At 67.7% G+C, this 22,824-nt stretch carries 22 protein-coding genes; 14 read left to right on the top strand and 8 right to left on the bottom strand.

Annotated features, from left to right (window positions below; translation table 11 throughout):
* Window positions 1–56 precede the first annotated feature (56 nt).
* Window positions 57–1,286: a sigma factor-like helix-turn-helix DNA-binding protein gene (locus F3087_RS32845; RefSeq protein ID WP_150405978.1), complete on the top strand. Its 1,230-nt coding sequence runs from the start codon at window positions 57–59 to the stop codon at window positions 1,284–1,286.
* Here F3087_RS32845 and F3087_RS32840 read toward each other — a convergent pair.
* Window positions 1,252–2,199 (bottom strand): hypothetical protein, encoded by a 948-nt coding sequence (locus F3087_RS32840; RefSeq protein ID WP_223885516.1) that lies wholly within the window; start codon window positions 2,197–2,199, stop codon window positions 1,252–1,254. The genes F3087_RS32845 and F3087_RS32840 overlap by 35 nt on opposite strands.
* A 541-nt stretch (window positions 2,200–2,740) precedes the next feature.
* Between F3087_RS32840 and F3087_RS32835 the strand changes: the two genes are divergently transcribed.
* Entirely contained in the window at window positions 2,741–3,865 is a 1,125-nt protein-coding gene (locus F3087_RS32835; protein WP_150405977.1) for a hypothetical protein, read from the top strand.
* A gap of 242 nt (window positions 3,866–4,107) precedes the next feature.
* Here F3087_RS32835 and F3087_RS32830 read toward each other — a convergent pair whose 3' ends face one another.
* The 3 genes from F3087_RS32830 to F3087_RS32820 all read right to left on the bottom strand — a co-directional run bounded on the left by F3087_RS32830 (window position 4,108) and on the right by F3087_RS32820 (window position 8,093).
* Window positions 4,108–5,007: a LysR family transcriptional regulator gene (locus tag F3087_RS32830; protein ID WP_223885532.1), complete on the bottom strand. Its 900-nt coding sequence runs from the start codon at window positions 5,005–5,007 to the stop codon at window positions 4,108–4,110.
* A gap of 118 nt (window positions 5,008–5,125) precedes the next feature.
* Entirely contained in the window at window positions 5,126–6,763 is a 1,638-nt protein-coding gene (locus F3087_RS32825) for a flavin-containing monooxygenase (RefSeq protein WP_150405975.1), read from the bottom strand.
* 46 nt (window positions 6,764–6,809) lie between these two features.
* On the bottom strand, window positions 6,810–8,093 hold the full coding sequence (locus F3087_RS32820; RefSeq protein ID WP_150405974.1) for a cytochrome P450 family protein: 1,284 nt from the start codon (window positions 8,091–8,093) through the stop codon (window positions 6,810–6,812).
* 257 nt (window positions 8,094–8,350) lie between these two features.
* On the opposite strand from F3087_RS32820, the gene F3087_RS32815 reads away from it, so the two are divergent.
* Window positions 8,351–9,565 carry an MFS transporter gene (locus tag F3087_RS32815; protein ID WP_150405973.1) on the top strand — a complete coding sequence of 405 codons (1,215 nt, stop codon included), beginning with the start codon at window positions 8,351–8,353 and terminating at the stop codon, window positions 9,563–9,565.
* Complete coding sequence (locus F3087_RS32810; RefSeq protein WP_191094250.1) at window positions 9,562–10,101, top strand: GNAT family N-acetyltransferase; 540 nt, start codon at window positions 9,562–9,564, stop codon at window positions 10,099–10,101. The genes F3087_RS32815 and F3087_RS32810 overlap by 4 nt, the downstream gene beginning before the upstream one ends.
* Here F3087_RS32810 and F3087_RS32805 read toward each other — a convergent pair.
* Window positions 10,094–10,846, bottom strand: a complete 753-nt coding sequence (locus F3087_RS32805) for an alpha/beta fold hydrolase (RefSeq protein WP_150405972.1) — start codon at window positions 10,844–10,846, stop codon at window positions 10,094–10,096. The two genes, F3087_RS32810 and F3087_RS32805, sit on opposite strands and share 8 nt — an antisense overlap.
* Before the next feature lie 102 nt (window positions 10,847–10,948).
* On the opposite strand from F3087_RS32805, the gene F3087_RS32800 reads away from it, so the two are divergent.
* Genes F3087_RS32800 through F3087_RS32790 form a run of 3 tightly spaced genes read left to right on the top strand, consistent with a single transcriptional unit; the run spans window position 10,949 to window position 13,179 of the window.
* Entirely contained in the window at window positions 10,949–11,833 is an 885-nt protein-coding gene (locus tag F3087_RS32800; RefSeq protein ID WP_150405971.1) for an ABC transporter ATP-binding protein, read from the top strand.
* A 38-nt stretch (window positions 11,834–11,871) separates the two neighbouring features.
* Window positions 11,872–12,651: an ABC transporter permease subunit gene (locus F3087_RS32795; RefSeq protein ID WP_150405970.1), complete on the top strand. Its 780-nt coding sequence runs from the start codon at window positions 11,872–11,874 to the stop codon at window positions 12,649–12,651.
* Between the two features lie 45 nt (window positions 12,652–12,696).
* Window positions 12,697–13,179, top strand: coding sequence for a GbsR/MarR family transcriptional regulator (locus F3087_RS32790; protein WP_150405969.1), 483 nt, complete (start codon window positions 12,697–12,699; stop codon window positions 13,177–13,179).
* Between the two features lies 1 nt (window position 13,180).
* Here F3087_RS32790 and F3087_RS32785 read toward each other — a convergent pair whose 3' ends face one another.
* Window positions 13,181–13,969 carry a tyrosine-protein phosphatase gene (locus F3087_RS32785; protein ID WP_150405968.1) on the bottom strand — a complete coding sequence of 263 codons (789 nt, stop codon included), beginning with the start codon at window positions 13,967–13,969 and terminating at the stop codon, window positions 13,181–13,183.
* A 39-nt stretch (window positions 13,970–14,008) separates the two neighbouring features.
* Window positions 14,009–15,025, bottom strand: coding sequence for a cell division protein ZapE (gene zapE, locus F3087_RS32780; RefSeq protein WP_150405967.1), 1,017 nt, complete (start codon window positions 15,023–15,025; stop codon window positions 14,009–14,011).
* 35 nt (window positions 15,026–15,060) lie between these two features.
* Here zapE and F3087_RS32775 point away from each other — a divergent pair, with 35 nt between their 5' ends.
* The 7 genes from F3087_RS32775 to F3087_RS32750 all read left to right on the top strand — a co-directional run bounded on the left by F3087_RS32775 (window position 15,061) and on the right by F3087_RS32750 (window position 21,273).
* Window positions 15,061–15,822, top strand: coding sequence for a pyrimidine reductase family protein (locus F3087_RS32775; RefSeq protein ID WP_150406057.1), 762 nt, complete (start codon window positions 15,061–15,063; stop codon window positions 15,820–15,822).
* A 32-nt stretch (window positions 15,823–15,854) separates the two neighbouring features.
* A complete protein-coding gene (locus F3087_RS32770) occupies window positions 15,855–17,411 on the top strand; it encodes an alpha/beta hydrolase (RefSeq protein ID WP_150405966.1) in 1,557 nt (518 codons plus the stop codon).
* Window positions 17,412–17,495: 84 nt separating this feature from the next.
* The gene (locus F3087_RS32765; protein WP_223885515.1) at window positions 17,496–18,788 is read left to right on the top strand and encodes a glycosyltransferase family 87 protein; all 1,293 of its coding nucleotides are present in this window, start codon (window positions 17,496–17,498) and stop codon (window positions 18,786–18,788) included.
* Window positions 18,788–19,231 carry a peptide-methionine (R)-S-oxide reductase MsrB gene (gene msrB, locus F3087_RS32760; RefSeq protein WP_150405964.1) on the top strand — a complete coding sequence of 148 codons (444 nt, stop codon included), beginning with the start codon at window positions 18,788–18,790 and terminating at the stop codon, window positions 19,229–19,231. Before F3087_RS32765 ends, msrB begins: the two co-directional genes overlap by 1 nt.
* Window positions 19,232–19,363: 132 nt before the next feature.
* Window positions 19,364–19,498, top strand: coding sequence for a hypothetical protein (locus tag F3087_RS47205; protein ID WP_263407250.1), 135 nt, complete (start codon window positions 19,364–19,366; stop codon window positions 19,496–19,498).
* 57 nt (window positions 19,499–19,555) lie between these two features.
* Window positions 19,556–20,788 (top strand): hypothetical protein, encoded by a 1,233-nt coding sequence (locus F3087_RS32755; protein ID WP_150405963.1) that lies wholly within the window; start codon window positions 19,556–19,558, stop codon window positions 20,786–20,788.
* On the top strand, window positions 20,785–21,273 hold the full coding sequence (locus F3087_RS32750; protein WP_150405962.1) for a glycine-rich domain-containing protein: 489 nt from the start codon (window positions 20,785–20,787) through the stop codon (window positions 21,271–21,273). The genes F3087_RS32755 and F3087_RS32750 overlap by 4 nt, the downstream gene beginning before the upstream one ends.
* On the opposite strand, the gene F3087_RS32745 is transcribed toward F3087_RS32750, so the two are convergent.
* On the bottom strand, window positions 21,247–22,653 hold the full coding sequence (locus tag F3087_RS32745; RefSeq protein WP_150405961.1) for an MFS transporter: 1,407 nt from the start codon (window positions 22,651–22,653) through the stop codon (window positions 21,247–21,249). The genes F3087_RS32750 and F3087_RS32745 overlap by 27 nt on opposite strands.
* Window positions 22,654–22,824 lie beyond the last annotated feature (171 nt).

Here is a 22,824-nt window from a genome sequence, read left to right as displayed (position 1 = left end):
GTCGGTGGTCGGCATTAGGCTGAGCCGCACAGGAAACCGAGCCAGGGGGTCGCAGCGTGACGGTTAGCCGGGAGGTCGAGGCACCCGCCGCGGCGGACGGGACGGACCCCGAGCTACTCGATCTACAGGACGATATTTCGTTCGGGCTCGAGGAAGTCAACGAGTTACTGGCCGAACTGATCGCGTTGCAGGCCGATCGCAAGGCCAAGGACGGGGAGATCCTGTCCTATCGGCTCGGCGTCACCGGCGAGCAACCGGAGACGCTGGCCAAGATCGGCGCGCGCTACGACCTGTCCCGCGACCGGATCCGGCAGCTGCACACCAAGGCCGTGAGCCAGCTGATTCGCAATGCCCAGCTGAGCGGGCATCGGGCGGCGAGTGCGTTCGCCGAGCGCTATCCGATCGGCGCGCGCGACCAGCAACTGGTCCGGACGTTGCTGGTCGAGACCTATGCCACCGACACCGACATCGCGGCAAACGAGTTGTCGTACTTGAAGTTACGGCTGGCCGGCCACGCCGCCGAGGACGCGAAACGCGTCGCGGGCTTCGTCACGCAACGGATCGCGGCCTGGCAGAAGAAGACGAACCGGCGGCTGGCCAAGCTGCGCGACGCCGAACCGCGGGCGACGAGTCAGCTGAATCCATGGCTGGGACAAGTGGATTGGCCCGGATCCGGAACCCCGGACGCGCTACCCCTGACCTCCGCCCGCACGGTCGACAGCGACGACGACGGCCGCGGGCACTTCTACCTCGACAAGGTCGGCCGCGACGTCCCGTTCGACTCCGGCCTGGAAGCCCGCCTGCTGTGGATCCTCAACGCGAGCGACCTGGTCGACTCGTTCCAGGAACAACCGGCCGCCGTCGGCTACGACCTGGACGGCACCGAACAGCTCGCCTACCCGAGCATCGCCGCCCGGCTCACCGACGGCCGGGTCGTGCTGATCGATGTCCAGCCGCTCGGACACGTTGCCTTCCACGTCAATCGAGCCAAGGCCGCCGCGGGCCGTGCCTACGCGCACGGCAAGAACTGGGGCTGGCTCGTCTGGACCGGCAGCCTCATCGGCCTCCCCGATCTGCTCGCCCGCAAGGTCGATGCGACCAGTGCAGCGAAACTGACCGAGCTGGTCGAGCACGGACCGGCGCCGTGGTCGGCGATCCGTCAGGTCCGCGACGACACCGGCCTCGAGCTGCTCGACTTCATCGCCCTGGTGCTGCGCAACGAATGGCGTTGGGACCGTGGCCCGTTCCGGCTCAGCGCACCACCATCGCGCCCGCGAGGAACGTGACGATCAGCATCATCGCGCAGCAGGTCACCAGCTGCCAGTGATTGATGGTCTGTTGCAGATGCTTGATCGTGTTGCGCAGCGAGGTGTCGACCCGGCTGTGGTCATCGATCTTGCGGCGCGCCTGCGCGAGTGAATCGGCCCGCTCCTGCGCCTCCTGCTCGGCGCGTTCCAGCCGGGCGGTCAGCTTCATCAGGTGTTTCTGCTTGTCCCGCACGGATTTCCGGGACAGGGCCAGCGTCGTGCGCTGGTTGACCAGCTCCTGACGCTGCCGGGCGATGATCATCGCCTGCGTTTTCGTGTGGTGCTCCCAGTCGGCCACGGCGGCCCAACCTCCTGTCGTCACATCACGATATCCCCAGACGATGTCGCCGGTGACCCAGCCGGCGAGGAAGTCACGCAGCTCCAGCGGGCGCCTGCGCGGCGAGGCCACCGCGCTGTGCTCGGTGTCCAGCACACCGGTCACCGTCTGGTAATCGCATGCGGGCGGGGCGAAATCGGCGACGCCGAGCGCGTGCAGATGATCGACCCAGTAGCCGGGCGGGCACAGCCACAGCACGTCCTCGATGCCGGCCTTGCGCAGCCGATCCGTATGTTCCTGCGCGAGCGGACGTTCCAGCGCGCCGCTGCGCACCTCGATGACGAACTCGCGCTCACCCTTGCGCCAATAGATGTCGACCGGCAGCCCATCCACCCGTCGATCCACCTCGGCCACGTCCGCGCCGTTCGCCAGCAGCCGGCCGCACACCCAATACTTCAACCGCCGCATATCCCATTGCGCCGCGTCGCATTCCGGACACTTACAGCCGTATCCGCCGGTGCGCCTGCGGGCCCTGCCCGCGCCGTCCGCTATACCCAACTCGGCGAGCATCGCCTGGCGACCGCAGGCGATCTCCGCCCGCTGCTTCGTTCTCACGCGACCACTCCCCTGCCCAAACCACCGCAGGCCTGGCGACCTACGCCATAGATCAAGAGTGCGTCAGACTCGCGCTCCTCGCCAGTCCTCTTTACCCCGCGCCCGGGTGCGCCACACCGGCAGATTTCCGGTCCAACACCTGGTGTGGGCTGTGCCACAAGGAAATTCGCCGCAGTAGGCGGCCACAACGACACGCATATGTCGGCGGATTGACAGTAGCCGCCATCCTGCGACGCCGCCGTGCAACGCGCCCATGTGCGCCGTCGCACGCTCCTCGGGGCGTCACCGGAGCGCGATAACGTTTAGGCTACGACGGGATGCGCCTCGCTGGGGTGCCAATTCGTAAGCAGATCTGTTCCGGACAAACCGGATCGTGCCGACCTCGCCTGCATCGGTACGAAACGGCCCGCCTACGCTGCTTCGATCAGATCCAAGGGAGGCCGGTACGTAGCCGGTTTTCGTAGGCCGCGTATTTCCAACTGGGCGGATAGAATCGTCCGGCCCGGTGCGAGCTGGGCCGATACGGGGAAGTGGGTACTGGATGGAGCACGGTCAAGAGACCGGCGAGTCGATCGGCGCGATGCTGTCGAGCATCGCGGCGGTTCTCCGTGAGGTCAGCGACAAACTGGACGCCGTGGCGGCCCGGGTCGACGGTGTGGACACCGTCAGCGCCGTCAGCATTGTTCCCGCTGACCACAGCATCGAGGCGCGACTGGCCAAGCTCGAGGCGTGGGCTTTCCGTGCCGGGCAGGACATTTCGGGCATCGACGGGCGACTGGAGCAGGTCGAATCCGGCGGTGCGCCGTCGCCTGCCGCGGCGTCGCACGCCGCGCCGGAGACCGCCGAGCGTCCGCTGCCGCGCGCCGCGTCCCGCCGCAACTCCGTCAACTCCGTACCCGCCGAGCAGGTCGTGCAGCGCGAATCCGCCTCCGCCACGACCACTCCCACCGCCCGGGAGAGCATCGGCAGCTCGCACGATCTGGTCCAGCCCGCCCGCGACACCACCTCGACGGCCAGGGAGAACGCCGCGGCGACCAGGGAGAGCGTCTCCCGGCGCTACGACTCCACCCCGCGCGATACCGCGCCGGCCCGGGATTCCGCCGCGCACGAGGCGAACTCGGTGCCGCAGCGCAGCTTCAGTACCCCGCGCGAACCTGTGCCGTACGAGCCCACCCCGGCGCCCGCGCCGAACTTCACCGCCCCGACCCCGCGCGAACCGAGCCCGGCCCAGTCGGCGAACTTCACCGCGCCGACGCCCCGGGAACCGCTACCGGTCCGGCAGTCGAGCTTCACCGCGCCGCGCGAACCGGCCGGCTCCTCATACCAGAACTTCACCAGCCCGCACGAGAATTCGTACGAGAGCATGATTCCCTCGGCACCGGACAGCGCCGACTACAGCCGCGGCACGAACGGCGCGAAACCGGAGACCAACGGCTCCTCGCTGACCGGCGCGCACCGCGCCGACGAGGACCTGATCCCGGTCGACAACTCCCACGTCGACAAGCTGCAGGCGATGCTGGACGAGCTGAAGAAGACCGCGGCGGCCCCGCTCGGTCGCTCCGACGTCTTCGGACCGCCTGCGACAGATCTGAACTCGACCACCTACGCACCCGAGCGCAGCACCGAGACGCCGCGCGACTACCGGCTCTCCAGCCCGCCGAAGTAGGGTCCGCTGATCGGCTCGCACGTCGGCGATGCGCGAGCAGGCACGCAGCCGCACGCTTTTTGATTTCCCGCACCGAGATTTGCATGCAAATCTCGGTGCGGGAAATCAAAAGGCGTGCGGCGCGTCAGAAGGTGTGCAGATGTGTCGATCGGGTGGCCCCGCTCATGTCTTCCGACTGATCAGGTTCTCGATATCGGGGTACCTGCCGACCCGAAATGCTGCGCGACGACGCGTCCAGCGGCTCAAGCGGGGTCCGTCGAGCGGCTCAGGATCGTCGCGATCAGCTCGCGCAGCCAGCGATGCCCGCTGTCGGCGGTGTTGCGCGGGTGCCAGGCCAGGCCGATCGCGACCTCGGGCAGCGGCAGCGGAATCTCGAACGCGCACAACCCCAGTGCGGGCAGGGCGGACCTGCTCAACAGCGCGGGCGCGGGACAGATCAGGTCGCTGCCGTGTACGGCGAACAGCGCGGTGGTCAGGTTCGGCACCGTGGCGACCACCCGGCGGGTGCGGCCGTGCAGGGCGAGGCGGTCGTCGATCGGCCCGCGCGCGTGACCATTGCGCGAAATGCTCAGATGCGCGGCGGCCGCGAACCTTGCGACCGTCACCCGCTCGGTGACCAGTGGATGATCGGCCGCGGCGATGCCGATCATCCGATCGCCGAGCACGCGCCGCACGGTCGTCTCCGGATCGCCGTGATCGAGGACGCCGATCTCGATGTCGACGCGTCCGTCGCGCAGCGCCGCTGTGCCCTCGAGCGTGTCGGGCAGGAAGCGCAGCGTCACTCCGGGCGCCTCGGCGCGCACGGCGGCCAGCAGCGGCCCGGCCAGCTCGGTGAGCACCATGTCCCCCGCCTGCACCGCGAAGTTCCGCTTCAGCGCACCGGGATCGATCGCGCCGCGCGGCGTCAGCAGCGCGCGGCCCTGCTCCACCAGAGTGCCGACCTCGTACCGCAATTCCAGCGCGCGCGGCGTCGGCACCAGGTTGCGGCCGGCCCGCACCAGCAGCGGGTCGTCCAGCGCCTCGCGCAGTTTGGCCAGCGTGCGGCTCATGGCCGGCGCGGAGGTGTGCAGCCGTTCGGCTGCCCGGGTGACGCTGTTCGTCTCCAGTAGCGCGTCCAATGCCACCAGCAGATTCATGTCCAACGCCTCCACCTCTGGATTATCGCCAGCGGAAGCGGAGTTTGCCAGCATTTCGCTGGTGATAATCCCTCGGCGCGTCTCGACGCTGTGGGCGGCGTCTACCCCGGCGACTCGAATTCGCTTATTTGCCTTGCGAACCGTGCAGCAGATCGCCAGGCATGCCGGTGCTCAGGTCGTGCGACGGCGGCACGCCGAGGTCCGGCGGTCGGGGTGCGCCGAGGCTCGGGCCGGGCGCGGCGACGTCGGCATGCTCGATCACCGGGTGCGCCGGCGGCGCGGGGTTGGTGGACTCGTGCTTGGTGGTGAGCCCGCGGTAGGACTCCGGGCGAACGGTCCGGAACCACTGAGCGATCCGCGTGTGCAGCGGCAGCCGGAACTTCAGGTCGGCCAGCATGTCGTCGATGTTGCGGATGGAGAAGGGCGTGATCACCGTGCCGTGCGCGTGGTGGCCACGGGTGCGCTCCTCGGTCCAGCGCAGCCGGACGTCGATCTGCTCGGTCGCCTCGTCGCGCGGCGGCAGATCGATCTGACCGGCCAGCAGCGCGGCGGTCCAGTGCGCGCCGACCTCGGCGTTGAGCGTGCTGATCACCGACGAGTTGTAGCCGGCGAAGGTCAGATTCGGCACGTCGAGCGGCAGGATCTGCCGGTGCAGGCGGAAGTTGCCGTGCTCGTCGGTGAGCCTGCGCTGCACGTACGGGGTCAGGAACGGCACCCGCTGCTGGAAACCGGTGGCGCAGACGACGATGTCGGCCGGGATGACGTGGCCGTTGGCCAGCTGCACCGCGGGCATCTCGCCGCCACCGCCGCGCATTTCGGTGATGGCGGTGTCGCGCTGCACCACGATCCGGCCGTTGGCGACCTGCTCGTAGAAGTTCTCAGTGGCGAGGCTGACCGTGCTCTCGGCGATCTGCTCGAACCGGCCCTCCGGCACCAAGCCGAGTTCGCGCAGGTTCATGTGCTTGGTGGCGAGTTCCTGGATCAGGTCGAGATTGCTGATCCGGAACGAACTTCCGGGACCGTCGAGGAAGCGGTCCATCCGGCCCGGTTCCCTGTGGTGGAAGTGCGCCTCGCCGAAGCGGGTCAGCATCAGGCGCTCGTAGTCGATGACCTTGGCCATCTTGCGCGGCATCTTCCACAGCAGGCGGCGCGCCACCACGGTGGTCGAACCCGCGACGTCGCTCACCGCCTCGGCGATGTCACAGGCGGACTTGCCGTAACCGACGACGACGACGGACTTGCCGCGCACCGCCTCGACATCCAGGAACTCCGACACGTGCCCCATCTGGCCGCCCGCGGCACGGAACAGTTCGATGCCGCGGAAGTCCGGGATCGCGGGCTCGCTGAACACCCCGTTCGCGATGACCAGGTGATCACAGGACGTGCGATGTATACCGCCCTGATCACGAATCTCCAGCAGCCAGCCGCTGTCCACCGGGTCCGCGGCAACCACCTCGGTGTTGAGCCGCAGGTGGTCGCGCAGGCCGAAGTGGTCGGCGTAGGCGGCCAGATACGCCTGCATCTGTTCGCCGTCGAGCACCTTCGGGTAATCCGAGGGCATCGGGAAGTCGGAGAAGTGATAGGTGTTCTTGGAATTCTGGGTTCGCAGCCCCGGGTACCTGCGGGTCGCACTCCACACGCCACCGACATCGGGCGCACGGTCGAAGATCTCGACCGGAAAACCCTTCTGGATCAGCACTTTCGCGCAGGCAAGACCTGCGATACCCGCACCAACGATCGCGATGCGGTTTCCGCTCGTCATGCGCAGGAGATTACGTCGCTTACGGGCCACAGCAAAGTCGGTTGCTCTAATCGGCGATTCGATTCAGCACCTGGACGCCGGCCGGGCGCACCTGGGCGCCGGTCGAATGCGCCGGCCCGGCAGCCGGATCGACCGGCAGATCGAGCAGTCCGCGGATCAGGATGCTCCCCCGCCAGCGCAGTTCGTCCGCGTCGACGGCCAGGCGCAGGTCGGGGAAGCGCGCGACGAGGCGGGTCAGGGCGATGCGGGCCTCCAGCCGGGCCAGGCCGGCGCCGAGGCAGTAGTGGATGCCGTGACCGAAGGCGATGTGGTTGGCCGGGCGGTCCGGATCGAAGGTCGCCGGATCGGTGAAATGACGTTCGTCACGATTGGCCGAGGCGAGCGCGACCAGGACCAGTTCGCCCGCGGGGATTTCGGTGCCGCCGAGGGTGATCGGGGCGTTGGTGTAGCGCAGCGTCGCGACGTTCACCGGGCCGTTGTGCCGCAGCACCTCTTCGACCAGCGGCGCGACGGTGTCGGGGTCCTCGCGCAGCGCGTGGTAGCGCGGCGGGTCGGTCAGCAGGGTGAGCACGGTGTTGCCGATCAGGTTGACCGTGGTCTCGTGCCCGGCGACCAGGATCAGGAACACCATCGAGATCAGTTCGTCGTGACTGAGCCGATCGCCGTCCTCGGTCGCGGTCAGCAGGTGCGAGATGAGGTCGTCGCCGAGACCGCGTTCCCGGCGCAGTTCCACCAGCCGGTCGAAGTAATCGACGAGGGCATCGGTCGCGGCCCGCATGGCCTGCGGCTCCGACATCGAGACGTCGACCACGGCGGCGGACCACTCGCGGAACTGCGCGCGGTCCTCGACCGGCACGCCGATCAGCTCACAGATCACCGTGATGGGCAGCGGAAAGGCGTACTCCTCCAGCAGATCCACCGGTTCGGCCGGGTCGGCGGCCGCGATCCGGTCGAGCAGTTCGTCCGCGATGGCCGTCACCCGGGACGCGAGCGCCTCCATCCTGGCCGGCGCGAACGCCGGAGTGACCAGTTTGCGCAGGCGCGAGTGCCGCGGCGGGTCGGCGTTGAGCAGGTGGTGGCTCAATCGCTGGTTGGCCGCGGTGACCCCGCTGTCGCCCGCGGCGCTCTGCCTGGCTTTCGCCCCGGTCTCGGTGCTCGGGTCCTTGCGGATGTCGCTGTGCCGCAGCACCGCCTTGACGGCGTCGTAGTCCACGACCAGCCAGGCGCGCACGCCGTTGGGCAGGCGGATCTGGTGCACCGGACCGTCCGCACGCAGCTGCTGATAGAAGGCATACGGCGTATGAAAGAACTCCGCTGGTAGCTGTTTCATCTACGCCGGCCTCCCCGTTTCGCGAATGTCGTTGCGGCTGTTCGATGGTGACACGTGCCCCTATTCGCGGACGGCGAATGTAGCCACCGCCGTCCGCCCGATCGCGATCGCCGATCGCCGCACACCTTCTGATTTCCCGCACATGGATTCGCATGCAATTCCGTGTGCGGGAAATCAGAAGGTGTGCGGCGTAGCGCGTGGTGTGCGCCCGTTCGATTCGGCGCGCGCGACCTCTTGTACCCCGCTACCCTGCGCAGATGAGTTCGATCGCGCCTGTCCTGCGGGGCGCCCGGATCGCGAACTCGTTCGCGTTCGGGTTGCAGGGGTTCTTCTTCGCCGTGGTGTTGACCCAGTTGCCGCAGCAGAAGGACAAGTTCGGGCTGTCCGACGAGTTGATCGTCGGGTCGGTGGTGCTGGTGTCGCTGCTGGCCGGCGGCGGGAGTGTGGCCGCGGAGCGGTTGGCGTTGCGCTGGTCGAGCCGGGTGACGGTGCGGATCGGGCTGTTGCTGATCGCGATCACCGGGACCGCGGTGGCGTTCGCGCCGAACACGGCGGTGCTGATGATCGGGCTCAGTTGCTATGGGATCGCGGTCGGCATCGTCGACGCGAGCACCAATATGCAGGCGGTGTTCATTCAGCACGGGTACGGGAAGTTCGTGCTGTCGTCGTTCTATGCGGCGTGGAGTGCGGGGTCGATCATCGGCGCGCTGTTCGTGTCGGGGTGCGAGGCGCTGGAGGTGACGCTGCGCGAGTCGTTGCTCGGGGCGGCGGGAATCGTGCTCGTTGTCGGGTTGCTGCTCGGGCCGCGGCTGCTGGGAACCCAGGAGGCCGAGGCAGGTCCGGCCGAGGACGTTGTCGAACCGCCGCCGGTCGCTTTCCGTGCGTATCTGGTGTTCGGCATCGCGATGGCGTTGGTGTTCGCGATCGACCTGGCCGTCGGCAACTGGTCTGCGCTGTATCTGACCGACGATCTGCTGGCCAGTTCGGCGACCGCGGCGCTGGCGCTGGCCGCTTATCAGGGAACGTCACTCGTCGCGCGGCTCACCGGCGATCTGTTCGTGCGCCGATTCGGGCCGCGACGCGTGGTGCGGACGGCGGCCGCGATCGGGGTGGTCGGGCTGGCGATCGTGATCGCCGCGCCCGGGCCGATCGTGGCGATCGTCGGCTTCCTGATCGCCGGCGTCGGCATGCCGGTGATCGCGCCGCTGTGCTTCAGCGAGGCCGGAAACCTGACCAGCGGACGCGGGCTGGACGCGCTCATCGCGCGCCTGAATCTGTTCAACTACGCGGGCACCTTGGTCGGCGGCGGGGTGGTCGGCGCGGTCGCGGCGGGCTTCGGCCATCGGATCGGCTTCGTCATCCCGCTGGTGTTCGCGGCGGCGTTGATCGGGCTGGCGCGGGTGTTCCACACCCGGCCGGATGCGGACAAACATCCCACCTCTCCCGGTGATCATGCTCTACTGGATTCATGAGCAACATCCCAGTCACCGTCGACCGGGCCGGTCTGTGGGACGCCGAAGAACTCAGTGACGTTGCGGCGGCGACCTTTCCGCTCGCCTGCCCACCGGAGGCGACCGCCGACGATATCGACATCTTCATCACCGAGGCGTTATCCGGCGAACGGTTCGGCGAGTACCTGAGCGATCCGGCCGTGACCGTGCTCAAAGCCGTTGCGGGCGACGAGATCGTCGGCTACGCCATGCTCATCGAGGGCGACCCGGCGGATCCGGCGGTCGCCACGGCGGTGGGGCTGCGGCCGGTGGTGGAGATCAACAAGATGTATGTGGTGCCGGGGCATCACGGCACCGGAGTGTCGACCGCGCTGATGTACGCCTGCCTGGAGCGCGCCCGCGAGGGCAAGTTTGCTGGGGTGTGGCTCGGTGTCAACCAGGAGAACGCGCGGGCTGTGCGGTTCTACCGCAAACACGGGTTCAGCACGGTCGGCACCAAGACCAACACTGTCGGTAACCAACGGCACGATGACTATCTGATGCGATTGTCTATTTGACGAAATCGACCAGCCCGCTGTGGAAACTCGGCGCGATCACGGCCATCAGGTGGTCGCCGGGCACCACGTGCAGCGTTCCGTTCGGCAGCGCGTCGGCGAGGCGTTCGGGTTCGGCGGCGAACGGATCGTTGTCACCGGCCAGCACCAGCGTCGGCACCGTGACCTCGGACAGACCGCTGATCGGCCGGGAATCGAGACCGGTCGCGACCGCCTGAATCGCCTGCCGGTCCGCGTGCACGGCGTCCGCGAGGATCCGGAACATCATCGCGGTCGGCGGCGCGCCCTCGTTGTCGTCACCCATCGCGGTCTGCAGATCGGTCAGCTCGACGACCCGGCGATCGACGCCGCCGCAGTCCAGCACCCCGGAACCCACTCCGCCGATGGCCAATCGCTCGACCCGCTCGTCCGCCGCGGCGACCAGCAGCGAGATGATCGCGCCCATCGAATACCCCACCTGCACAACCCGATCGAACCCGAGCTCGTCGTACAGCGCGCGTACGTCCTTGGCCATGAACTCCCACGAGTACTGCGCCGCGTCGTGCGGCTTGGCCGAACGTCCGTGCCCACGCGCGTCCAGCGACACCACGGTGCGCCCGGCCGCCTGCAAGGCGCCGACCACACCCGTGCTCATCCAGTTCGCGTTGGTATCCGCGACCACGCCGTGCTGCAACACGACGGGAACGCCCGCGCCCTCCCACACCCGATAGTTGAGTTCCAGGCCGTCCCACGTCTTGAACTTCGTCATGACCGGATCGTAGTGCCCAGCTCCGAGTTGACTTGTTCTGAGTGTTCAGTATTTACTGAACATATCGTTCCTTGCAGAACAATCAGCACTCAGGAGCCTGTCATGACCGCCGCGATCCGCACCCAAGGACTGACCAAGCATTACGGCAAGCACGTCGCCATCACCGACCTCGATCTAGAGGTGCAGCCCGGTGAGGTGTTCGGCTTCCTCGGCCCCAATGGCGCGGGCAAGTCCACTGCCATCCGCATTCTGCTCGACCTGATCCGTCCCACCGCGGGTCGCGTCGAGGTGCTCGGTGTCGATCCGCGCGCGGGCGGGGCGGAGCTACGCCAGCGGATCGGTTATCTGCCAGGCGAATTGGCGATCGAGGGGCGCAATACCGCGCGAGATCTGTTGCGCTTCCTCGCCGATCAGCGCGGCACGGTGCCGGCCGGGCGGATCAACGAGCTCGCCGAGCTGCTCGATCTGGACCTGTCCCGCAAGGTCGGCGCGATGTCCAAGGGCAACAAGCAGAAGGTCGGCATCATCGCCGCGTTCATGCACCGGCCCGACCTGCTGATCCTGGACGAACCGACCTCCGGGCTGGATCCGCTTCTGCAGCAACGGTTCATGGATCTGGTGCTCGAGGCGAAGGGCAACGGGCAGACCGTGTTCATGTCCTCGCACGTGCTCAGCGAGGTGCAGCAGACTGCCGATCGCGCGGTCATCATGCGTGCCGGGCAGCTGCTCGGCACGGAGAACGTGGACGATCTGCGCCGCCGCTCGCCGCGCTCGGTCGAGCTGGTGTTCGGCGCGGACGTGTTCCCCGACGACTTCGCCCGGCTGCCCGGCGTACGGGATCTGCACGTGGACGGAAAGACGTTGCGCTGCACCACCGAAGGCGAGGTCGACGAGCTGTTCAAGACCGCGGCCAAATACCAGCTGGTGAGCGTGCTGTCGACCGAGCCGGACCTCGAGCAGATCTTCTTCAGCCTGTACGGCCGCTGACCACCCTCGAATCACTCATCCGCACAGGAGAACTCGATATGACTCGCTCGGTTTTCACCCAGACCCTGAAGGAACAGCGGCGCGGGCTTATCGGCTGGTCGATCGGCATGGCGATCGTGCCGCTGATGTATCTGCCTTCCTATCAGACGCTCAAGGAGCAGGGCTCGCTCGACATCAAGCAGAACCGGATGTACGAGGCGATGGGCCTGAGCGACTTCGCCAGCGCCGCAGGCTATCTCAACTCTACGATCTTCTCGCTGATGGGCCTGTCGCTGCTGCTCATCTTCGCGGTGACCTTCGCGACCCGGTCGGTGACCCAGGAGGAGAACGGCATGCTCGATCTGCTGCTGGCGCAGCCGATCAGCCGAATGAACCTGCTGGCCCAGCGATGGGCGGCGCTCACGGTGCAGACCGCGGTGGTCACCGCCGTGCTCACGCTGAGCGTGCTGGCCGGGGCGAGCGCGGGCACGATGGACGTCCCCACCGGGCACATCCTGGCCGCGAGCACCGGGCTCGGGCTGCTGGTCCTCGCCGTCGGCACGATCACCCTGCTGCTCGGCGCGATCACCGGAAAGCGTTCGCTGACACTGGGACTCGCGTCGCTGGTGGCGGTGGCAGGGTACCTGGCCAACAATCTCGGCGGCATGTTCGACGGCGGCGCGTGGTTGCGCAAGTTGTCGCCGTTCTACTACGCGAACGGTAGTTCGCCGCTGGTGAACGGATGGAACGGTCTGCACCTGGCCGTCCTGATCGTCCTCGCCGCCGTGGCGTTCGTCCTCGCGCTGGGCGCATTCGAACGCCGCGACCTCGCGGTCTGACCGTCGATTTACCGAAATCCGTACTACCGAAGGGATACTCGGTCCATGAGCTCCACGGACGACATCGCCCCCACCCCGGAACAGCTGGCCTTCGTGGAGGATTTCGCGCTGGTCCTGGAGCGCATGGGCCTGGTCCGGATGACCGGCCGCGCCGCGGGCTGGCTGCTCGTCGCCGACCCGCCGGAACAGACCTTCGGCCAGATCGCCGACGCGCTGCAAGCCTCCAAGGGCTCCATCTCCAGCGCGCTCAAGGCGCTCGTCACCATGCGCTGGGTGGACAAGATCTCCAAGCCGGGCGACCGCAAGGACTACTACTCCATCCGCCCCGGCATCCTGCCCGAACTCACCCGCCAGCAAAGCGGCATGTACGCCGACCTCACCGCCATGACCTCCCGCGGCCTGGCCCTCTACGACGACCCCGCCGGTCCCCAGGCCGCCCGCGTCCGCGAGATGCACGAATTCTTCGTCTGGATGGGCAAGGAACTACCCGCCCTGATCGACCGCTGGTACGCGGAGCAGCGCGCCTGAGTCAGGCGAGCAGCTTGGTTTTCAGGGCGGCGAGGTCGGCGTCGGTGAGCTTCAGGCCGTCGCGGACGTAGTTGTCGAAGCTGCCGTAGGTCTGGTTCGCCTGGTCGAAGGCGGCGTCGAGCCAGGGCTGTTGGACGCCGTTGATCGGGTCGTTGGGGTTGGCGTTGCGGTACTGGTTGGACAGCAGGTAGTCCTGGTTGACCGTGTCACGGTCGACGCCGAGCAGGGTGAGCAGGACGGCGGCGGTCCAGCCGGTGCGGTCCTTGCCCGCGGTGCAGTGGAACAGCACCGCGCCATCGGTATTGATGATGTCGTGCAGCACCGACGCGAACGCTTGGTCGGCGCCGGGGGCGGTGATGAACGCGCGGTAGAGGCTGTCGCCGCCGGTGAGGGTGGTGGCCATGACCTCGGGCGGGGCCTGGCCGATGACGTCGTCCCAGTTCGCGGTCGCGCCGGCGGGCACCTTGTCCGGGCCGAGTGCGCGTTCGTAGATCGTGCGCAGGTCGTCGACGACGCGGACTTGGCGGCCGGTCAGTTCGGCGAGGTCGGCGGGGGTCGCGTTGTTCAGTTGACCGGTGCGGTAGACGAGTCCGGTGCGAACCGTCTTGCCCGTGCCGGTCCGGTATCCGCCGAGGTCACGAGCATTCTGCACGCCCTGCAGGTTCAGCGAACGGTCGAACGCGGCGGCCGAGGCGGCCGGCGGTTCGGCCAGCGCGGCGCCGGTCACCGGACCGAAGGCGACGGCAAGCCCGGCGGCCAGCGCGATCGGGGTGCGAAGCGAGCGGGTCATGCGAGTGCTCCAATCATCGATTCCACAAACCAGGGAGGTTTACGCGGGGACCTCGAAGCGCGACAGCGCGAGCAGGCGGGAGATCGCCCGCAGATACTTCTTGCGGTACCCGCCGTCGAGCATCTCCTGGGAGAAGATCTGATCCAGCTTGGCGCCGGAAACGGTGACCGGAATGCTCGCGTCGTAGAGCCGGTCGGCCAGCACGACCACGCGCAACGCCACGGCCTGATCGGTGACCGGATGCACGTTCGCGATGAACACCGACGACACCCCGGCGATCAGCGCGCCGAACTTCGACGGGTGCAAGGTGCTCAGATGCTTCAGCAGCTCGTCGAAGTCGTCGAGCGTGGAACCCGGTGTGGCAGCGGCCCGTTCGGTCAGCACGGCCGAGGAGGTCGGCTCCGGCGCCGGCGGCAGGTCGCGGTGCCGGTAGTCCGGGCCGTCGACCCGCACCGGCTCGAAGATCGAACCGAGCTTCTTGATCTCGCGCAGGAAATCCTGTGCGGCGAACCGACCTTCGCCCAACTGACCCGGCAGCGTGTTCGAGGTCGCCGCGATCGACACGCCCTTCGCGGACAGCTCGGTCAGCAGCCGCGAGACCAGCATGGTGTCGCCCGGATCGTCGAGCTCGAACTCGTCGATGCACAGCACGCTGTTCGCCGACAGCCGCTCCACCGCGCTGGTGAAGCCAAGGGCGCCAACGAGATTGGTTACCTCGCCGAAGGTGCCGAACGATTTGGGCGCGGGTGCGCTGTGGAAGATGGAGGCGAGCAGGTGGGTCTTGCCGACGCCGAACCCGCCGTCGAGGTACAGCCCCGCCCCGGACACCTGCTTCTTCTTGCCGAACAGGCTCTTCTTGTTCACCGCCTGATGGATCTTCGCGACCTCGCCGGTGAACTCCTCGGCCTTCTTCACCGCCGCGGCCTGGCTCGGCTCCTTGGGGTCGGGAATGTAGGAGCCGAAGCTGACCTCGTCGAACATCGGCGGGGGCACCATCTGGGCGACGAGCTGGTCGGCCGGAACCTCAGGGTGGCGGTCGACGAGGCGTTCTTGCATGTGCGAAGCCTAATGACGTGGTGAGATCTACCTTCATGCAGCGTATCCACAATGCGATCCAGCTCACAGACCTGAGACCGGGCGATCTGGCCGAGTTATACGCCTACCCGGCCGAACTGCGCGAACCGTTCGTCCGCGCGAATTTCGTGTCCAGCATCGACGGCGGCGCAACCAGCGACGGGCAGTCCGAGGGCCTCGGCACGCCCGCCGACAAAGCCGTCTTCCTGATGCTGCGCGAACTGGCCGACGTGGTGCTGGTCGGCGCGGGCACGGTCCGTTCGGAGAACTACGGCGGCGCCCGGACCGATCCGGCGTACCGGCGCGCGCTGCACGAGCGCGGCATCGGCGGCCACCCGGATGGCGCCGCGCCGCCGATCGCCGTCGTCACCGCGAGCGCGGCGATCGATCTGGGCGCCCGGCTGCTCACCGACACGACGGTCCCGCCGTTGATCATCACCACGACCACCGCCCCTGCCGACCGCAAGCAACAACTGACCGACGCCGGCGCGGACGTGATCGAGGCGGGCGACGTCGCGGTGACCCCGAAGGCCCTGCTGCGCGTGCTCGGCGAACGCGGATTGCTGCGCGTGCTGTGCGAGGGCGGCCCCCATCTGTTCGGCGAGCTGCTGGCCGCCGACGCGGTCGACGAGCTGTGCCTGACCACCGCGCCCCTGCTGGTCGGCGGCACGGCCCGGCGAATTTCGCTGTCCGCGCACGAGTTCCACCGCCCCATGTCCCGCGCGCATATCCTGCTCGACGACGACGGCACGATGCTGACCCGATGGGCCCGTGCATGAAACAACTGCCCGAACCTGGCAGGCTGTAGCGCATGCGCTGGACTCGGGCCGTCGTGCTGGCCGCGACACTCTCGATCATGATCGCCGGATGCGGGGCGGGACCCTCCGACCGTCCCGGCGTCGCCGTCGAGCGCCAACGGGTCGGCGGCGTCGCCCCGACCTCGGTCGCTCCGGCCCCGCCGCCCACCGCGGAACTGCCGAAGACGGACCTGGCGTGGAAGGACTGCACCACGCCGACGCTGGATCTGCTCGGTCTCGGCCCGGCCCCCGCCGGCCTGGTGCTCGACTGCGCGGAGTACACCACCCCGATCGACGCGAGCGGCGGCGTGCTCGGCAACTTCCGCGCCGCGGCGATGCGCGCCCGGCTGCCGCAGACCCCCGCGGACGCCGCGCCGATGATCCTCACCTCCGGCACCGACCGCTCCTCCACCGCCACCCTCGCCGGGCTGGCCGCCGGACCGGCGAGCGCGCTGCTGGCCGCGCGCCCGATCGTCGCGGTGGACCGGCGCGGCATCGGCAGCTCGCAGCCGATCGACTGCCTGCCGCCCGAGGTGCGCAAGGGCCTGGCCGACAACGCCCAATTCGGTCCCGGCGCAACCGATCCGGTCGAGGCGATGACCACGTTCAGCCAGGACGGCACCATCGCCTGCCGCGACTTCCTGCAGCCCTACGAGGGCGCGTTCGACGCCCAGCACGCCGCCGACGACATCGAGCAGCTGCGCAGGCAGTGGCAGGTCGAGCACGTCGCGCTGCTCGGGTCCGGCAACGGCGCGAAGGTCGCGCTCAGTTACGCGCGCAAGTACGGCGATCATCTGGCCCGGCTCGTCGTCGACTCCCCCGAGGCGGTCGGCGCGGACTCGATCACCAGGGCCGAGCAGCAATTGGAGGGCGCGGAGGCGGCGTTGACCGCGTTCGCCCAGCGCTGCACCGGGGTGAGCTGTTCGCTCGGCCCAAATCCGCGCGCCGCGATCACCGATCTGGTGACCCGCGCCGGCGCCGGTGGGCTGGGCGATGTCTCGGCCAACGCGCTGCTCACCGCGATCTCCGGGTTCCTCGGCAGCCCGCGGGCCGACCAAGCCAATCGGGTCAAGGAACTCGCCGACGCGCTGTCGGCGGCCGGACGTGGCGATCGTGGCGCGCTCGGCAATCTGATCCAGCGTGAGTCCGCGGCGACCGGCGGCGACGGTCAATTCGTCAACCGCTGCACCGACACTCAGCAGCCGCCCACGCCGACCAAGGCCAAGGAACTGATGGGCACCTGGGGCGCGAAGTACCCGGTGTTCGGCAAGAACACGGCGATCGGGCTGATGGAATGCGCGGCCTGGCCGGTGTCCACCGCGCCGCCGATGCCGGACAAGCTCAGCATTCCGGTGCTGGTGCTCGGCGGGATCGCCGATCCGGTGGTCGGCAATGCCGGGCAGGCCTCGGTCGCCGGGGCGCTCGGCACGGCCGGGGCGCGGCATGCCGGACTCACCTGGCAGGGCTGGGGTCATCCGGTGTCCACGCACTCGCCGTGTGCGCAACGCGCTCTGGTCGACTATCTGAAGGACGCGAAGCTGCCCGCCGACGGGACGGTCTGCCCGGCCTGATCCGGACGCCCGAACAGTGCCTCTAGCGGCGCGTCGAACAGGTCCGCACAACCGCGAGAACGTGATCCGGTGTACCGTGCCCCAGTGTTACTTCGACAGCTCGAGCCCCGCACTGCTCGCACCACCGCCGAGGTGATCAAGTTCGCACTCTGGCCCTTCGCGGTCATGACTGTGCTGAACCGGGTTTTCATCAAGGCTGTCAATGGTTTCATCACCGACGACTTCCGGCCCGTGTACCAGGCCTCGCTCGATTTCCTCAACGGGCGACCGGTGTACACGGCCAACTTCGACTCGGTCGACCCGCACTACCTCTACTACCCGAGCGGCACGCTGCTCATCGCGCCGGTGGCGTGGGTGCACGACTACGAGAAAGCCCGCTGGCTGTTCATCCTGCTGAACGCGGCCGCGATCATCCTCGCCTGGTACCTGCTGCTGCGGCTGTTCCGGTTCACCGTGAATTCGGTTGTCGCGCCGGTGCTGCTGTTCGCCATGTTCATGTCGGAGACGGTCACCAACACGCTGGTCTTCACCAACGTCAACGGGTGCATCCTGCTGGCCGAGCTGCTGTTCCTGCATCTGCTGCTCAAGCGCCGAGACCTCTGGGCGGGTGTGGCGCTCGGGTTGAGTATCGCGGTGAAACCGACGCTGGCGCCGCTACTGCTGATCGCGCTGGTGCGCGGGCAGTGGAAGGTGTTCATCACCGCGCTCGGCGTGCCGATCGTGCTGACCGCGATCGCCTGGCCGATGTCGAAGGATCCGGAGAAGTTCTTCAGCCACACCGCGCCCTACCTGTTCGAGACGCGCGACTACTTCAACAGCGCGATCGCCGGCAACGGCGAGTACTACGGGGTGGCGCCGTGGCTGGTCTGGTTCATGCGACTGGGCATGGGCGTGCTGGTCGCCATCTCGCTGTGGTTGCTGTGGCGCTATTACCGCGAGGACGAGCTGTTCTTCGTCTGCACCTCCTCCGGTGTGCTGCTCACCGCGATGTTCCTGCTGCCCTCGCTGGGCCAGATGTACTACTCGATGATGCTGTTCCCGTTCCTGATGACGGTGGTGCTGCGCAATTCGGTGCTGCGCAACTGGCCGGCCTGGCTGGCGGTGTTCGGGTTCATGAGTTACGACAAGTGGCTCTCCGATCGCTGGCAGCACATCGGCCGCGACGTCGAGTACCTGCGCATCACCTTCGGGTGGGGGCTGCTGCTGGTCGTCATCTTCTGCGTGCTCGGCGATCGGTACCTGGCCGCCAAGCGCGAGGGACGGCTCGAGTTCGGCATCGACCCGACCTGGCTCGAGCCGGTCCCGGCCGCGGCCGATTCGCCCAGTTCGTCGAACGGTTCCGCGCCGACCGTGGCGAAACCTATTAGCGTGGAGTGATGAGTTCCGAAGCCGATACGTCCCTGCCCGCGCCGCGGATCCAGCTGACGCCCCAGGAATGGCGCCTCAAGCTGAACCCCGAGGAGTACGCGGTGCTGCGCGAGGCCGCGACCGAACGTCCCTTCGTCGGCGAATACACCGACACCAAGACCGACGGCGTCTACGAATGCCGGGCCTGCGGAGCCGAATTGTTCCGCAGCACCGAGAAATTCGACTCCCACTGCGGCTGGCCCTCGTTCTTCGACCCGGCCGCGTCCGAAGCGGTGATCCTCAAAACCGACGACACCCTCGGCATGCACCGAGTAGAGGTCCTGTGCGCCAACTGCCACAGCCACCTCGGGCACGTCTTCGAGGGCGAGGGTTACAACACCCCCACCGACAAGCGGTACTGCATCAACTCCATCTCGTTGCGGTTGCAGCCTGCTGAGGGTTCGGCCAGCTAGCACACGGGAGCCGTTGACGTCGGTTTATTACGCTGAGCATCCCGTCGATGTGACCCCGATCATATCGACAGACTTTACTCGTGCTTTACCCTAAGAAGGCAGGCAGATTACGTCGATCGAAGGATGCTCCCAATGAACGATCTGATCAAGACCCTCGCGCAGGACGCCAACTGGGACAAGTGGGTGGCCGCCAACTCCGAATCCGGAACCAAGGACGGCTGCATCTCCAAGGCGGGTTGTATTTCCAAGGCGGGCTGCATCTCCTAGTCGCGGTCACGGGGCCGAGCAGGCTTCCGGCTCGGCCTCATCCGACTCAGGACCACCATGACCGCCACCTCCGCGACCCGTCCCTTGCCCGCCGCTTTCGTCGAAGCGACCCGCGACATCCCGTTCTATCGGGACTACGCGGCGGCGAACGCGTACCCGATCATCACCAAAGCCGATCTGGCCGAAACGTTTCCGGATTCCTTCATGACTCCCCGGGTCACCGAAGCGCTGACCTCCGGTGCCGCGCAATATGTCTGGTCCACCGGGACCAATCATGCCCGGATGCCGCTCATCCGGCCCCCGCTGTTCCTGCTGAAGTCCTATTACACGGTCTGGCGCGATCATCCGGAGATCGGCGACACCTTCGCGGCCGGCGCGCCCCGCGTTTCGGTCACCACGCGGCTGGCCACCGATCACGTGGCCCGGGTCAACGAGGCCAAAGGCGGTGCGCCGGGCGATCTCGCGCGCCGCAGGCTCGATGACCGTACCGTTTACGTCAACCAGCACCTGGATCCCGCGCTCTGGTCACCGGACGCGGTCACCACCATGCTCACCGAGATCGCCGCCGTGCAGAGCGAAACCGATTACCGCCGTTACCATCTCGATTGCTCGTCGTACCACGCCGCCCATCTGCTGCTGGCCGCGGGGCAACGATTCCCGCAGCCGGTCAGCACGATTCACGGCTACGAGTTCACCCCGCGCAACGTGCGCCGCTTCCTCACCGAGCGACTCGACTGCCCCGTCGTCGAACTGTTCGGCAGCACCGAACTGGGCTATCTGTACTACGGCGATCGGCACGGGCGCTACCACCCGCACCTGGACGAGATGACGGTCGAACTCGAACCGATACCGGACACCCGCGGCATCCACAGCCTCGTCGTCTCCAGTATCCGCAACCCGTACATGCCGTTGCTGCGCTACAACACCGGCGACTGCGTGCACACCAGCGACGGTTCGGCCGACCCGAGCCGCATCGTGCGCTTCTGCGGGCGCGAGAAGGAGCTGCTGGTCACCGACACCGCGATCACCTCGCAGGCCGAACTCGACGACGTCATCGCGACGATTTGCCACGAGGTGTTCGTCTACCAACTCTCGGTGGAACACGCGTCCGCCGAACTCGCCTACACGACCTTCGACGGCGCGCCGCTCGACCGGACGGCGTCCGACGAACTCGCCGCCGCCACAACACGATTGACCGGCCTGCCGGTCACCGTTCGACACCGCAAGCACATACCGATCGGCAAGTCGGGCAAGTACGCCTGGCTGGTCCGCGGAGGGAGCACGCGATGAACGACCACAACGTCCTCGGCGATCTGTACGAAGAAACGGTCCGTTATGTGCGCGACCACAACCAGGTGGACGAGCCCACCGCCCGCATCCAGGTACGTGAGGCGGTGCGCTATCTGACCCTGGTGTCCGCGCACCGCGAGCAACTCGCCGGGCTGTTCCTGCCGGTCGAGCAGGCGATCGACGAGGTGTGGCACTACCTCATCCTGCAGACCCGCGAGTACGCCGATCTATGCGAGAACCGTTTGCCCGGTGGGCATTTCATCGATCATCGGTCCATCTCCTACGACGCCTACGGGGAGCGGCAGCCGTCCCGGGAGGCGATGATCGAACAGTTCCTGCGCTGGATTCCGTTGTACTGCGCCCGATTCGGCGCGTTCGACGCCGAAGGCGGCCGATGGTGGACCATGGTGCGGTTCCTGCACGAGGACATGGGTCACAGCCTCGCGGAGATCTCCGCGCTAGCGCCCGCCGACGCGTCGAGCTGACCGCACCGCCGCCGCGATCACCAGGATCGCCAGTCCGATCTGCACGATCAGCACCGTCACCATCCCGGCCGGTTCACCGGACGTGCGGACCACGATACCGAACACCGTCCCCAGCACAGCCGCGCCCGTGGCGATCGACACCTGCTGCGCGGTGAGCAGCACGCCGCCCCCGACGCCGGCGAACCCCGCAGGCACCAGCGACAGCATGTGCGCGTTCATCGTGCCCAGCGTGATCCCCTGCCCGGTGCCGATCAACAGCATCGCCACGCACATCAACAGAATGGACGCGCTGTGCACGCCGACCGCCATGCTCGCCAGGCCGACGGCCTGGATCGACGCGCCGAGCGCGATGGCGCCGACCCCCAGCCTGCTGCGGATGCGCGGCACCGCGAACGAGGAAAACAGGAAGCCCACCGCCATCGGCGCGGTCAGCAGCCCGGCGATCAGCGGCGCGTGGCCGAGGCCCTCCTGCAAGGTCTGCGGCAGCGCGTAGAGAAATCCGCCCGCGCCCGCGAAGAAGGGCAGCATCAGTGCCAATGCCCACCGCAGCTCGGGGTCGGCGAACATCCCCGGCGGAATCACGGTCGGCTTTCCCGTTGCGGCACAGCGCCGTTGGTGCGCCACCCAGACCAGCCCGACGGCGACGGTGAATACCGCGAGGGCGATGGTGAACGGGCCGAGAACCGTCGACATCGCCGTGGTCAGCAAGAACGCGAGCACGGTGAGCGACAGCAGTGCACCGCCGCGACCGTCGATGTACTGGTCGATGTTCGGTTCGGTGTCGGGCACCAGCCTTGGCAGCAGAATGAGCCCGAGCACGCCGAACGGGATGTTGATCAGAAACAGCCACCGCCACGCGTCCGGTCCGCCGACCAGATCGAGCAGCGCGCTGCCACCGATGAGACCGACCAGTGCCGATACACCGCTCATCGACGAATACCAGCTGATCGCCCGATCGCGGCGCGCGCCCGCGTGCGCGGTGACCAGCCCGAGCACCTGCGGCATCACGAACCCCGCGGCCAGGCCCTGCACAATGCGCCCGCCGACCAGCACCTCGAAAACCGGTGCCGCAGCACAGATTCCCGACGCGGCCACGAATCCCGCCGTCGCCCAGAACAGGATCCGGCGCCGCCCGAAACGGTCGCCGACCCGCCCGCCGACGATCAGCAGCGAACCGAAACCCGCGAGATAACCCACCAGCACCAGACTCAGCACGGCAGAGCCCTGCTCGATGCCGAAGTCACGCCGGATGCCCGGCAGCGCGACCCCCGCGATGAACGTGTCCATCATCGGAACGAACGCGCACGCCAGGATCAGCACGATCCCCGGAACGCGCAACGACAGTTCGCTGCTGGACGAGAAGCTCCGTCGCGTGATCATCGTCGCCCGGCACGCACCTCGGCCGCGGCCGCCACCATCTGGTCGGCCACACCCAGGAACTGCTCGAGCCAGGCACACCAACCGGTCACTCGCCCGACTCTACCGCCCGCTCAATCAGGCCGGTCGCCCATCGGTCCGCCCACCGTCGGCTATCTCCGCGCAGGACCGGCA

Origin of the sequence: Nocardia colli (genome assembly GCF_008704205.1) — a bacterium.
GTDB lineage: Bacteria > Actinomycetota > Actinomycetes > Mycobacteriales > Mycobacteriaceae > Nocardia > Nocardia colli.
This window is presented reverse-complemented; position numbering and strand designations above follow the sequence as displayed.

Coding starts and splice junctions, on each gene's coding strand:
- F3087_RS32835 (WP_150405977.1), top strand. CDS start 2,741: ATGGAGCACGGTCAAGAGACCGGCGAGTCGATCGGCGCGATGCTGTCG.
- F3087_RS32825 (WP_150405975.1), bottom strand. CDS start 6,763: ATGACGAGCGGAAACCGCATCGCGATCGTTGGTGCGGGTATCGCAGGT.
- F3087_RS32820 (WP_150405974.1), bottom strand. CDS start 8,093: ATGAAACAGCTACCAGCGGAGTTCTTTCATACGCCGTATGCCTTCTAT.
- F3087_RS32815 (WP_150405973.1), top strand. CDS start 8,351: ATGAGTTCGATCGCGCCTGTCCTGCGGGGCGCCCGGATCGCGAACTCG.
- F3087_RS32810 (WP_191094250.1), top strand. CDS start 9,562: ATGAGCAACATCCCAGTCACCGTCGACCGGGCCGGTCTGTGGGACGCC.
- F3087_RS32805 (WP_150405972.1), bottom strand. CDS start 10,846: ATGACGAAGTTCAAGACGTGGGACGGCCTGGAACTCAACTATCGGGTG.
- F3087_RS32800 (WP_150405971.1), top strand. CDS start 10,949: ATGACCGCCGCGATCCGCACCCAAGGACTGACCAAGCATTACGGCAAG.
- F3087_RS32795 (WP_150405970.1), top strand. CDS start 11,872: ATGACTCGCTCGGTTTTCACCCAGACCCTGAAGGAACAGCGGCGCGGG.
- F3087_RS32790 (WP_150405969.1), top strand. CDS start 12,697: ATGAGCTCCACGGACGACATCGCCCCCACCCCGGAACAGCTGGCCTTC.
- F3087_RS32785 (WP_150405968.1), bottom strand. CDS start 13,969: ATGACCCGCTCGCTTCGCACCCCGATCGCGCTGGCCGCCGGGCTTGCC.
- zapE (WP_150405967.1), bottom strand. CDS start 15,025: ATGCAAGAACGCCTCGTCGACCGCCACCCTGAGGTTCCGGCCGACCAG.
- F3087_RS32775 (WP_150406057.1), top strand. CDS start 15,061: ATGCAGCGTATCCACAATGCGATCCAGCTCACAGACCTGAGACCGGGC.
- F3087_RS32770 (WP_150405966.1), top strand. CDS start 15,855: ATGCGCTGGACTCGGGCCGTCGTGCTGGCCGCGACACTCTCGATCATG.
- msrB (WP_150405964.1), top strand. CDS start 18,788: ATGAGTTCCGAAGCCGATACGTCCCTGCCCGCGCCGCGGATCCAGCTG.
- F3087_RS47205 (WP_263407250.1), top strand. CDS start 19,364: ATGAACGATCTGATCAAGACCCTCGCGCAGGACGCCAACTGGGACAAG.
- F3087_RS32755 (WP_150405963.1), top strand. CDS start 19,556: ATGACCGCCACCTCCGCGACCCGTCCCTTGCCCGCCGCTTTCGTCGAA.
- F3087_RS32750 (WP_150405962.1), top strand. CDS start 20,785: ATGAACGACCACAACGTCCTCGGCGATCTGTACGAAGAAACGGTCCGT.
- F3087_RS32745 (WP_150405961.1), bottom strand. CDS start 22,653: ATGATCACGCGACGGAGCTTCTCGTCCAGCAGCGAACTGTCGTTGCGC.